12 protein-coding genes and 1 pseudogene are annotated in these 11,096 nt (G+C 71.3%); 11 read left to right on the top strand and 2 right to left on the bottom strand.

All coding sequences use genetic code 11. The features are described 5' to 3' along the window. A pseudogene (locus ABZV06_RS28295) lies at positions 1–97 on the top strand (phytochelatin synthase); the annotation flags it as partial. Positions 98–163: 66 nt separating this feature from the next. Here the strand turns inward: ABZV06_RS28295 and recQ are convergent. Beyond that, positions 164–2,005: a DNA helicase RecQ gene (gene recQ, locus ABZV06_RS28290; protein ID WP_355248545.1), complete on the bottom strand. Its 1,842-nt coding sequence runs from the start codon at positions 2,003–2,005 to the stop codon at positions 164–166. 72 nt (positions 2,006–2,077) lie between these two features. Beyond that, positions 2,078–2,566 carry a hypothetical protein gene (locus ABZV06_RS28285; RefSeq protein ID WP_355625255.1) on the bottom strand — a complete coding sequence of 163 codons (489 nt, stop codon included), beginning with the start codon at positions 2,564–2,566 and terminating at the stop codon, positions 2,078–2,080. A gap of 142 nt (positions 2,567–2,708) precedes the next feature. Between ABZV06_RS28285 and ABZV06_RS28280 the strand changes: the two genes are divergently transcribed. The 10 genes from ABZV06_RS28280 to ABZV06_RS28235 all read left to right on the top strand — a co-directional run bounded on the left by ABZV06_RS28280 (position 2,709) and on the right by ABZV06_RS28235 (position 11,090). Next, positions 2,709–3,563 (top strand): DUF5753 domain-containing protein, encoded by an 855-nt coding sequence (locus ABZV06_RS28280; RefSeq protein ID WP_355625253.1) that lies wholly within the window; start codon positions 2,709–2,711, stop codon positions 3,561–3,563. Between the two features lie 24 nt (positions 3,564–3,587). Then, positions 3,588–3,791: a DUF397 domain-containing protein gene (locus tag ABZV06_RS28275; protein WP_355248554.1), complete on the top strand. Its 204-nt coding sequence runs from the start codon at positions 3,588–3,590 to the stop codon at positions 3,789–3,791. A 156-nt stretch (positions 3,792–3,947) separates the two neighbouring features. Next, on the top strand, positions 3,948–4,853 hold the full coding sequence (gene rapZ / locus ABZV06_RS28270; protein WP_355248557.1) for an RNase adapter RapZ: 906 nt from the start codon (positions 3,948–3,950) through the stop codon (positions 4,851–4,853). Beyond that, entirely contained in the window at positions 4,850–5,899 is a 1,050-nt protein-coding gene (locus ABZV06_RS28265) for a 2-phospho-L-lactate transferase CofD family protein (protein WP_355625251.1), read from the top strand. The genes rapZ and ABZV06_RS28265 overlap by 4 nt, the downstream gene beginning before the upstream one ends. Positions 5,900–5,953: 54 nt before the next feature. After that, positions 5,954–6,934 (top strand): DNA-binding protein WhiA, encoded by a 981-nt coding sequence (whiA, locus tag ABZV06_RS28260; RefSeq protein ID WP_030491583.1) that lies wholly within the window; start codon positions 5,954–5,956, stop codon positions 6,932–6,934. A gap of 265 nt (positions 6,935–7,199) precedes the next feature. Beyond that, positions 7,200–8,204, top strand: a complete 1,005-nt coding sequence (gene gap / locus ABZV06_RS28255; protein ID WP_355049590.1) for a type I glyceraldehyde-3-phosphate dehydrogenase — start codon at positions 7,200–7,202, stop codon at positions 8,202–8,204. Positions 8,205–8,256: 52 nt separating this feature from the next. Continuing rightward, on the top strand, positions 8,257–9,456 hold the full coding sequence (locus tag ABZV06_RS28250; protein WP_355248565.1) for a phosphoglycerate kinase: 1,200 nt from the start codon (positions 8,257–8,259) through the stop codon (positions 9,454–9,456). Between the two features lie 2 nt (positions 9,457–9,458). Further along, positions 9,459–10,250: a triose-phosphate isomerase gene (gene tpiA / locus ABZV06_RS28245; protein WP_355248568.1), complete on the top strand. Its 792-nt coding sequence runs from the start codon at positions 9,459–9,461 to the stop codon at positions 10,248–10,250. A gap of 95 nt (positions 10,251–10,345) precedes the next feature. Further along, entirely contained in the window at positions 10,346–10,606 is a 261-nt protein-coding gene (secG, locus tag ABZV06_RS28240; RefSeq protein WP_355049593.1) for a preprotein translocase subunit SecG, read from the top strand. A gap of 139 nt (positions 10,607–10,745) precedes the next feature. After that, complete coding sequence (locus tag ABZV06_RS28235; RefSeq protein ID WP_355248571.1) at positions 10,746–11,090, top strand: RNA polymerase-binding protein RbpA; 345 nt, start codon at positions 10,746–10,748, stop codon at positions 11,088–11,090. The last annotated feature ends 6 nt before the right edge of the window (positions 11,091–11,096 follow it).

Below are 11,096 nucleotides of genomic sequence, written 5' to 3'. Positions count from 1 at the left end.
CATCGCCGACTCCGCCGATGCGAACACCGCCGCCTACGACATCACCGTCGAGCACCTCGCCGACTGGATCGCCACCCGCGGCTACGCCACCAGCTGACCCACAACACCACCGACAAGGGCCGGACCCCACCACAGGGGCCCGGCCCTTTCGGCGTGCCCGTGGTCATTCGTCGGAGAGGACGGACAGGATCTGCTCGCCGTACTTGGCGAGCTTGTTCTCGCCGACGCCGTTGACCCGGGACAGCTCGGCCAGCGAGGTGGGCTTGTCGCCCGCGATCTGCCGGAGCGTGGCGTCGTGGAAGATGACGTACGCGGGGACGCCCTGTTCCTTGGCGGTGGCCGCCCGCCACGCGCGCAGCCGCTCGAAGACGGACGCGGCGGCCGGGGTCAGCTCGGCCACGACGGTGGACGAGCCGCGCGGCTTCGACGAGCGGCTCGACGCCGGCTTCTCCGGTTCGCGGCGCATGGTGACGGTACGGCGGCGGCCGAGCACGTCGGCGCTCGCCTCGGTCAGGGCGAGGGTGCCGTAGTCGCCCTCGACGGCGAGCAGCCCTTCGGCGAGGAGTTGCCGGACGACGCCTCGCCACTCGGCCTCGCTCAACTCGGTGCCGATGCCGAAGACGGTCAGCGAGTCGTGGCCGTACTGGTTGATCTTGTCGGTCTGTTTGCCGAGCAGGATGTCGACGCAGTGCCCGGCGCCGAACCGCTGGTTGCGTTCGCGGTCGAGGCGGAAGACGGTCGAGAGCAGCTTCTGGGCGGCGACCGTGCCGTCCCAGGACTCCGGTGGGTTGAGGCAGGTGTCGCAGTTGCCGCACGCCGACGTGGAGGTCTCGCCGAAGTATTCGAGGAGCTGGACCCGGCGGCAGCGCACCGTCTCGCAGAGCGCGAGCATCGCGTCCAGGTGCGCGGCGAGGTTGCGTCGGTGCGCGAGGTCACCGTCGGACGTCTCGATCATCTTGCGCTGCTGGACCACGTCCTGGAGGCCGTACGCCAGCCAGGCGGTGGCCGGTAGTCCGTCGCGGCCGGCGCGGCCGGTCTCCTGGTAGTAGCCCTCGACGGACTTGGGCAGGTCGAGGTGGGCCACGAAGCGTACGTCGGGCTTGTCGATGCCCATGCCGAAGGCGATGGTCGCCACCATGACCAGCCCGTCCTCGCGCAGGAACCGTTGCTGGTTGGCGGCGCGGGTGACCGCGTCGAGGCCGGCGTGGTACGGCAGTGCGGCGATCCCGTTCGCGGTCAGGAACTCGGCGGTCTTGTCGACCGAGGCGCGGGACAGGCAGTAGACGATGCCCGCGTCACCGGGATGCTCGTCGCGCAGCAGCGCCAGCAACTGTTTACGGGGCTCCCGCTTGGGCACGATCCGGTACTGGATGTTGGGCCGGTCGAAGCTGGCCACGAAGTGCCGAGCGTCGTCGAGCCCCAGCCTGCTGGCGATCTCGCGGCGGGTGGCGCTCGTCGCGGTCGCGGTGAGCGCGATGCGGGGGACCTGCGGCCACCGCTCGTGCAGCATCGACAGCGCCAGGTAGTCGGGCCGGAAGTCGTGCCCCCACTGGGACACGCAGTGCGCCTCGTCGATCGCGAACAGGGAGATGCGCCCCCGGTCCAGCAGGGCGAGGGTGGACCGGACGCCGAGCGCCTCCGGCGCCAGGTAGAGCAGGTCCAGCTCGCCCGCGACGAAGGCGGCTTCGACCCGACGGCGGGCGTCCAGGGTCTGGGTGGAGTTGAGGAAACCGGCGCGTACGCCGACCGCGGTGAGCGCGTCCACCTGGTCCTGCATGAGCGCGATCAGCGGCGACACGACGACGGCGACGCCGTCGCGGACCAGGGCCGGGATCTGGTAGCAGAGCGACTTGCCGCCGCCGGTGGGCATCAGCACCAGCGCGTCGCCGCCGGCGACGACCTGGTCGATGACCTGCTGCTGGAAGCCGCGGAAGGCGTCGTAGCCGAACACCCGGCGCAGCACCGCCAACGCGTCGTCGGTACGCAGGTCCGTCGGGGAAGCCATCCGCGGAGTCTACGAGCCGACCCCGACAGCACCACCCCCACGTCGGCCGGCGCGTCCGCCGCACCGCGACGGTCACTGCCCCGGCAGGCCGTCCCCGTCGCCCCAGCAGAGCCCGCCGATGCCGGCCGCGCTGTGGAAGCCGGGGTGTCCGTTGACGTCCATGCAGATTTCGTTGTCGGGGCCGCTCCGGCCGCAGAACACCGGCTCGACGTGGTGCCAGGCGTCGGCCCGGGACAGCAGCGCGGCCTCGGCGGCCACCTCGGGGCGCAGGGTCGTCAACCCCTCCGTGTAGACGACGGCCTGGTCGCGGGCCTCCGTCAGGTCCGTCGCCAGGTAGGACAGATGCAGCGTCCAGCGCCGGCCCGCCGGCCGCTCGCGCTCCGCCGGACCCAGAGAGATGAGGTACGACGACAGTGTCTCCGGCGTTGCCAACGCGACCGCGATGGCGGCCCGGACCCGCTCGGACACGTCGGCCCGGTCGAGCAGAGCGGCCAGGTCGTCCTGGACGTCGCGGGGTCGCCGTGACTCCCGCTCCCCGCGAGACGATCGATTGTCCGTCACGATTCCCTGCCTCTCCGTAGCGGGTGCTCATCAAGAGACTGGACCAGTCGAGCAAGAAGTGCAACGTCGTGATTTATTCGAACAGATGCTTGAATTGCGTTCGCTCTTCGGTAAGAATCGATCACTCAGAGTGGAGGTGGCGATGGCGCAGGTACCCAGTCCGACGATCAGAGCCCGCCGGCTGCGGCGCGAGTTGCGCCGCCTGCGGGACCGCGCCGGGCACACCGCCGAGGAGGTCGCCAAGATCCTGGGCTGGCACCGGACGAAGGTCATCCGCTTCGAACTCGGACACTCGCGGGTGATGCCCAAGGACATGCCCCCGCTGCTCGACCTCTACGACGCATCCGAGGGCGAGCGGGAGTCGCTGAACGCGTTGCTCCGGCAGTCCCGGCAGAAGGGGTGGTGGAGCGCGTACGGCGACGTGCTGCCGGACGACTTCGTCGGCTTCGAGGCCGAGGCGACGTCGATCAGCGCGTTCGAGTGTCTGTACGTTCCTGGCCTGTTGCAGACGGAGGAGTACGTCCGCGCCATCGTCAGAGCGGGCCGCAGCACCGCCGACCAGGACGAGACCGACCGGGTTGTGGCAGCCAGGCTCGCCCGCAAGGCTCTACTGTCGCGTGACCTGCCGCCATCGTTGTGGGCAGTGTTGGATGAGGCGGCGGTCCGACGGGTGGTCGGTGGCCCGAAGGTGATGCGTGCGCAGCTCACCCGCCTGACAGAAGCGTGCGCGATGCCCTCGGTAGAGATCCAGGTCCTGCCGTTCTCCGCCGGCGCGCACGCGGCGATGGCCGGAGCCTTCACCCTGCTGGACTACGCCGACCCGCTGCTCGACCCGGCGGTGGTGTATCTCAGCAACGACTCCAGCACCCTGTTGCTGGAGGAGGACCGGCAAGTGGCCCGATATAAGCTCATGTTCGACCACCTTCGGGCCAAGGCACTCGACCCTGACCGGTCAGCCGACCTTCTTGCGCGGATCGCTGCCGAGGTCCCGGACTGAGTCCGACACCTTGGAGCGCTGCCGATGACCCCCGCGGAGCTGGCACGGGTTTCCTGGAGCAAAAGTAGCCGTAGCGGCGCGAACGATTCGAACTGCGTCGAGGTGGCCGTACTTTCCGCTGGGCTGGCGGTGCGGGACTCGAAGGACCCGGGCGGGCCCGCACTCGTCTTCGGCCGGGACGCCTGGTCGTCGTTCGTGACCGGTCTGCGGCGCGGTCCGCGCGGCTGAACGTTCCGTCGCCGGATGCCGGCGCTACCGCGCCCTCGGCCCACCCACGGCGCGCGGCGGCGGGCGTGCCCGTGCCCACCCCGATCGGCGGGATAGAGTCGCTGATTGACCAATCGCGGCCGATGGCGGCCGCGGCGCCACGGCTTGGGGGTACGGGTGAGCGAGGCGCACACAGTCGGTGACGGGCAGCCGACGGCCGAGTCGGAGACCACTCTGGTGGTGGTCACCGGGGTGTCCGGTGGCGGTCGCAGCACCGTCGCCCGCGCGTTGGAGAACGTCGGCTACTACGTGGTGGACAACCTGCCGCAGGCGCTCATGCTCGACATGGCCGAGCTGGCGTTCAAGGCCGGCGGCGCGGCCCGGCGTACGGCGATGGTCCTGGACGTGCGCTCGCGGGCCTTCTCCACCGACCTGGCCGGCGCGATCCGGGAGCTGAAGGAGCGCGGCTTCTCGCCCCGGGTGGTGTTCGTCGACGCCGACGCCGAGGTCCTGATCCGCCGGTTCGAGAGCGTCCGGCGCTCGCACCCGTTGCAGGGGGACGGGCGGCTCGCCGACGGTATCGCCGTCGAGCGCGGGCTGCTGGAGGAGGCCCGTGACCAGGCCGACGTGATCATCGACACCAGTCACCTGAACGTCAACCAGCTCCGGCGGCGGATCGAGGAGCTGTTCGGCGGCGAGGACGCCCGGCGGCTGCGGGTGACCGTGCTGTCGTTCGGTTTCAAGTACGGCCTGCCGCCGGACGCCGACTTCGTGCTGGACGCCCGCTTCCTGCCCAACCCGTACTGGGTGCCGGAGCTGCGGGAGCACACCGGGCGGGAGGAGGCGGTGAGCGCGTACGTGCTGGGGCAGGAGGGCGCCGACGCCTTCGTCGCCTCGTACGCCGACCTGGTCAACGCCACCACCACCGGGTTCGAGCGGGAGGGCAAGCGGTACCTGACGGTGGCCGTTGGCTGCACCGGCGGCAAGCACCGCAGTGTGGCCATCGCCGAGGAGTTGGCCGGCCGGCTGCGCCAGGCGGGGCTGGCGGCCAACGCCCAGCACCGCGACCTGGGGCGGGAATGACGACGCGCCGGGTGGTGGCGTTCGGCGGCGGGCACGGCCTCTCCGCGTCGCTGCGCGCGCTGCGGCACTGCGCTCCGGAACTCGACCTGGACATCACGGCTGTGGTGACGGTCGGTGACGACGGCGGTTCCAGTGGCCGGCTGCGTGCCGAGCGGGGCGGCCTGCCCCCTGGTGACCTGCGGCAGGCCCTGGTCGCGCTGTCCGGTGACCATCCGGCCACCCGACGCAGCGCCGGTCTCTTCCAGCACCGCTTCGCGGCGGCGCAGGCTGCCCGCGTACTCGAAGATGCCGGGACCGACGCGGCCCCGGCGGCGGGGGACGCGGCCGGCGCGGGCGCGGACCCGGCGTTCCGGGCCGACGGGCTGGCCGGGCACGCGGTGGGCAACCTGGTGCTCTGCGGCCTCATGGAGCTGCTCGGCGATCCGGTGGCGGCGCTCGAGCACGCCGGGGCGATGCTCGGCGCGGTCGGGCGGGTGCTGCCGATGTCGCGTCAGCCGGTCGACATCGAGGCGCGGGTGCGCGGGGTCCACCCGGACGCCCCGGACGAGGTGCGGACCGTGCGCGGCCAGCACCAGGTGGCGGTCACCACCGGGCGGGTCGAGTCGCTGCGGCTGACCCCGGCCGCCCCGGCCGCCTGCGCCGAGGCCCTGGCCGCGATCGGCGCGGCGGACTGGTTGATCTTCGGGCCGGGCAGTTGGTACACGAGCGTCCTGCCGCACCTGCTGGTGCCGCAGTTGGCCGACGCGATCGTGTCCAGCTCGGCCCGACGCCTGGTCACGCTCAACCTGGCCGCGGAGAAGGAGACCCTCGGCCTCTCGGTCGCCGATCATCTGGCGGCGCTGCACTGGTACCTGCCCGAGCTGAAGGTGGATCTCGTGCTGGCGGACGCCAAGGCGGTGGGTGACCCGGAACCGGTCGAACGTGCGGCAGAATCGCTGGGTGCCCGCCTGGTCCTCGCCCCCGTCGCCGTCACCGACGGCACTCCCCGCCATGATCCGGCTGCCCTGGGCGCCGCGCTGGTGCCTGTCCTGGGTGCCGATCGTTAGACACGTACGTAATCACCGGCGACACGCCGGAACAGGTCCGTGAGGGGACGCACAATGGCGATGACGGCTGCGGTCAAGGACGAGCTGAGTCGGGTCGACGTGCCCAAGCCCTGCTGTCGGCGGGCTGAGATGGCCGCGCTGCTGCGCTTCGCCGGAGGGCTGCACATCGTCTCCGGGCGCGTGGTGGTGGAGGCGGAGCTGGACACCGGGGCGGTGGCGCGCCGGCTGCGCCGGGAGATCGCCGAGGTCTACGGCTACCCCAGCGAGATCCACGTGCTGGCCTCCGGCGGGCTGCGCAAGGGCAGCCACTTCATCGTCCGGGTGGTCAAGGACGGCGAGGCGCTGGCCCGGCAGACCGGCCTGCTCGACGTGCGCGGCCGGCCGGTGCGGGGGCTGCCCCCGCACGTGGTGGCGGCGAACGTCTGCTGCGCGGTCTCCGCGTGGCGAGGCGCGTTCATGGCGCACGGCTCGCTCACCGAGCCCGGCCGCTCGAGCGCGTTGGAGATCACCTGCCCGGGGCCGGAGTCGGCGCTCGCGCTGGTCGGCGCGGCCCGCCGGATCGGCATCACGGCCAAGAACCGTGAGGTACGCGGGGTGGACCGGGTAGTGGTCAAGGACGGCGACGCGATCGCCGCGCTGCTCACCCGCATCGGCGCGCACTCCAGCGTGTTGGCGTGGGAGGAGCGTCGGGTACGCCGTGAGGTGCGGGCCACCGCCAACCGGCTGGCCAACTTCGACGACGCGAACCTGCGGCGCTCGGCGCGTGCCGCGGTGGCCGCCGCCGCCCGGGTCACCCGGGCGCTGGAGATCCTGGCCGAGGAGGCGCCCAACCACCTCACCGACGCGGGGAGGCTGCGCCTGGAGCACCGGCAGGCGTCGCTGGAGGAGTTGGGGGCGCTCGCCGACCCGCCGCTGACCAAGGACGCCATCGCCGGGCGGATCCGCCGTCTGCTGGCGCTGGCCGACAAGCGGGCCCGGGACCTCGGCATCCCGGATACCGAAGCAGCCGTCACGCCCGACATGCTCGTGGTCTGATAGGACGGTGGGGCCGTACGGTGCGCCGGGAGCACGACCCGGCGCAGCGGGGTCCCGCGCGCTCGGATAGGGTCGCTGAGTACGGCAAGGGGGCCGACACCGGCACTTCTCGTCGTGCCCACCGCCTCGGGCGGTCAGGTCCTCAGACCGCGCGGCGGGGTGGCCGAGATGAACAGTCGACGGCCGGTTCCAACGGTCGGCGCACACCATTCCCGCCGGCCCGTTGAGTCAAGCCGGCGGACCAGAACGCAAGGAGATGGGACCTGTGACCATCCGGGTTGGCATCAACGGCTTCGGCCGAATCGGCCGTAACTTCTTCCGGGCAGTGCTGGCGTCCGACGCCGACATCGAGGTCGTGGCGGTCAACGACCTGACCGACAACGGCACGCTCGCCCACCTGCTCAAGTACGACAGCATCCTCGGCCGCCTGCCGTACGAGGTCAAGGCCACCGCCGACGAGATCACCGTCGGTGGCAAGACCATCAAGGCGTTCGCCGAGAAGGACCCGGCGGCGCTGCCGTGGGGCGAGGTCGGCGCGGACGTCGTCATCGAGTCGACGGGCTTCTTCACCGACGGCACCAAGGCCAAGGCGCACATCGACGGCGGCGCCAAGAAGGTCATCATCTCCGCTCCGGCGAAGAACGAGGACGTCACCGTGGTCATGGGTGTCAACCACGACACCTACGACCCGGCGAAGCACACCATCATCTCCAACGCCTCGTGCACGACGAACTGCCTCGCGCCGATGGCGAAGGTCCTGCAGGACACGTTCGGCATCACCAAGGGTCTGATGACGACGATCCACGCGTACACCCAGGACCAGAACCTCCAGGACGCGCCGCACAAGGACCTGCGTCGCGCCCGGGCCGCCGCGCTGAACATCGTCCCGACCTCCACCGGCGCCGCGAAGGCCATCGGCCTGGTGCTGCCGGAGCTGAAGGGCAAGCTCGACGGGTACGCGCTGCGGGTGCCGATCCCGACGGGCTCGGCCACCGACCTCACCGTCGAGGTCGGCCGCGAGACCACCGTGGACGAGGTCAACGCCGCGCTGAAGGCCGCCGCGGAGGGCCCGCTCAAGGGCATCCTGGTCTACAACGAGGACCCGATCGTCTCCTCCGACATCGTCACCGACCCGGCGTCGTGCATCTTCGACGCGCCGCTGACCAAGGTCATCGGCAACCAGGTCAAGGTCGTCGGCTGGTACGACAACGAGTGGGGCTACTCCAACCGCCTCGTCGACCTGGTGAAGCTGGTCGGTACCTCGCTGTGAGTGCGAGGAGTGAGCTTGCGAGCCCCGCAGTCACGAACGGAGGGCTAGCTCTGTGAGCATCCGGACCCTCGACGACCTGCTCGCCGAGGGGGTGTCGGGTCGGCGCGTGTTGGTGCGCGCCGACCTGAACGTCCCGCTCGACAAGCAGACCGGTGCCATCACGGACGATGGCCGGATCCGCGCGGTGCTGCCGACCCTCGGCGCGCTGGTCGAGGCCGGCGCGAAGGTGGTCGTCTGCTCGCACCTGGGCCGCCCGAAGGGCGCTCCGGACCCGCAGTTCAGCCTGAGCCCGGTCGCCGGCCGGCTCGGTGAGCTGCTGGGCGCGCCGGTGCACTTCGCCACCGACACGGTCGGCGACTCCGCCCGCTCGACCGTCGCCGACCTGGCCGACGGCCAGGTCGCCCTGCTGGAGAACCTGCGCTTCAACGCGGGTGAGACCAGCAAGGACGAGGCCGAGCGGGGCGCGTTCGCCGACCAGCTCGCCGCGTTCGGCGACGCGTACGTCGACGACGCGTTCGGCGCCGTGCACCGCAAGCACGCCAGCGTCTACGACGTGCCGGCGCGGCTGCCGCACGTCGCGGGCCGGCTGGTGCTGCGTGAGGTCGAGGTGCTCTCCAAGCTGACCAGCGAGCCCGAGCGGCCGTACGTGGTGGTGCTCGGCGGGTCCAAGGTCTCCGACAAGCTGGCCGTGATCGAGGCGTTGCTGCCGACTGTCGACCGGCTGCTCATCGGTGGCGGTATGTGCTTCACCTTCCTCAAGGCCCAGGGCCTGGAGGTGGGCACGTCGCTGCTGGAGAAGGACATGGTCGAGACCTGCCGCAACCTGCTGGAGCGGGCCGACGGCAAGATCCTGCTCCCGGTCGACGTGGTGGTCGCGGACGCGTTCGCGCCGGACGCCGCGCACGACACGGTCCGCGTCGACGGCATCCCCAGCCACCGGCTCGGCCTGGACATCGGCCCGGAGACGGTCGCCGGCTTCGCCGCCGCCCTGTCCCCGGCGAAGACGATCTTCTGGAACGGGCCGATGGGCGTGTTCGAGATGGCCGCCTTCGCGGCCGGCACCCGGGGCATCGCCGAGGCGATCACCAAGGCCGACGCGTTCAGCGTCGTCGGCGGCGGTGACAGCGCGGCGGCCGTGCGGGCGTTGGGCCTGGACGAGTCGAGCTTCGGTCACATCTCCACCGGTGGCGGCGCCTCCCTGGAGTACCTGGAGGGCAAGACCCTCCCCGGCATCGCGGCCCTGGAGAACTGAGCATGGCGAGCACGACCCGCCGGCCGTTGATGGCCGGCAACTGGAAGATGAACCTCAACCACCTCGAGGCCAACCTGCTCGTGCAGAAGCTGGCCGCGAGCCTCACCGAGAAGCAGCTCACCGAGGTCGAGACGGTGGTGCTGCCGCCGTTCACCGACCTGCGCACCGTGCAGACGGCGGTGGACGGCGACAAGCTGCTGATCGGCTACGGCGGGCAGGACCTGTCGCCGCACGCCTCCGGCGCGTACACCGGTGACATCTCCGGTCCGCTGCTGGCCAAGCTCGGCTGCACGTACGTGGTGGTCGGGCACTCCGAGCGGCGGGCCTACCACCACGAGGACGACTCGGTGGTCAACGCGAAGGTGAAGGCGGCGCTCACGCACGGCCTGACCCCCATCCTCTGTGTGGGGGAGGGGCTGGACGTACGCGAGCAGGGCACTCACGTGGCGCACTGCTCGGACCAGCTCGACGGTGGCCTCGCCGGGCTCACCCCCGAGCAGGTACGCCAGGTCGTCATCGCGTACGAGCCGGTCTGGGCGATCGGCACCGGCAAGACGGCGACGCCCGAGGACGCCCAGGAGGTCTGCGGGGCGGTCCGCCAGCGGTTGGCGGAGCGCTTCGACTCCGAGACCGCCGACGCGGTACGGGTCCTCTACGGCGGCTCGGTCAAGGCGTCGAACGTCGCCTCGATCATGGCCCAGCCGGACGTCGACGGCGGCCTGGTGGGCGGCGCGAGCCTGGACGCGGAGGAATTCGCGCAGATCTGCCGGTTCCCCGAGCACATCGCTCGCTGATCGCTCGCTATCCTGGACACCGCCCGTCCACCGGCCGGTGCCGGAGTGCCCGACCTGTCCGGGCGAGGATCGCTACGAGAGGACTGCCCCCAGCCATGCCGATCTGGTTCGCATACACGTTGATCGTGTTGCTGGTCATCACGAGCGTTCTGCTCACCCTGCTCATCCTGCTGCACCGCGGTAAGGGCGGCGGGTTGTCCAGCATGTTCGGCGGTGGCGTCAGCTCCAGCCTCGCCGGCTCCTCGGTGGCCGAGAAGAACCTGGATCGTTACACCGTTCTGGTGGGTGTCGTCTGGTTCGCGGCGATCGTCGGGCTGGGGCTCTGGCTCCGTCTCCAGATGAACAGCGGCACCTGAGCAGGCCCGCCAAGTCGTACAATCTGCGCGCGGTCCGTCACTCGACGGGCCGCGCGCAGTCTTTTCTCCGCTGCACCGCGTCGCCCGCCGCCCATCCCCGAAAGCGGCGGGTCCCCTCCGACGACAGGAGCGAGCAGCCGTGCCCAGTGGCAACGTCATCCGTGGCGCCCGGGTCGGGTCCGCGCCCATGCGCCCGGACGAGCGGCACCAACCCGCACCCCGACAGGCCGTCACCTACTGGTGCCGCAACGACCACCAGACCGACATCAGGATCGCGGCCGACGCCACGGCGCCGCCGCTGTGGGACTGCCCCCGCTGCGGGCTCCCCGCCGGTCTGGACGCCGAGAATCCGCCCGGGCGGGTCCGCGCCGAGCCGTACAAGAGTCACCTGGCGTACGTGAAGGAGAGGCGCACCGCCGAGGAGGGGGAGGCGCTACTGGCCGAGGCCCTCGCCGCGCTGCGCCGCCGACGCGGCGAAAGCTAGGGGGAG

Source organism: Micromonospora sp. NPDC005172, from assembly GCF_040608555.1.
Lineage (GTDB): Bacteria > Actinomycetota > Actinomycetes > Mycobacteriales > Micromonosporaceae > Micromonospora.
Note: the sequence above shows the minus strand (reverse complement) of the source record. Positions and strands in the feature narration are given on the sequence as shown.

Bases quoted from the DNA above. Each gene is read 5' to 3' on its own strand.
- recQ (WP_355248545.1), bottom strand. From the start codon at position 2,005: ATGGCTTCCCCGACGGACCTGCGTACCGACGACGCGTTGGCGGTGCTG.
- ABZV06_RS28280 (WP_355625253.1), top strand. From the start codon at position 2,709: ATGGCGCAGGTACCCAGTCCGACGATCAGAGCCCGCCGGCTGCGGCGC.
- ABZV06_RS28275 (WP_355248554.1), top strand. From the start codon at position 3,588: ATGACCCCCGCGGAGCTGGCACGGGTTTCCTGGAGCAAAAGTAGCCGT.
- ABZV06_RS28265 (WP_355625251.1), top strand. From the start codon at position 4,850: ATGACGACGCGCCGGGTGGTGGCGTTCGGCGGCGGGCACGGCCTCTCC.
- whiA (WP_030491583.1), top strand. From the start codon at position 5,954: ATGGCGATGACGGCTGCGGTCAAGGACGAGCTGAGTCGGGTCGACGTG.
- tpiA (WP_355248568.1), top strand. From the start codon at position 9,459: ATGGCGAGCACGACCCGCCGGCCGTTGATGGCCGGCAACTGGAAGATG.
- secG (WP_355049593.1), top strand. From the start codon at position 10,346: ATGCCGATCTGGTTCGCATACACGTTGATCGTGTTGCTGGTCATCACG.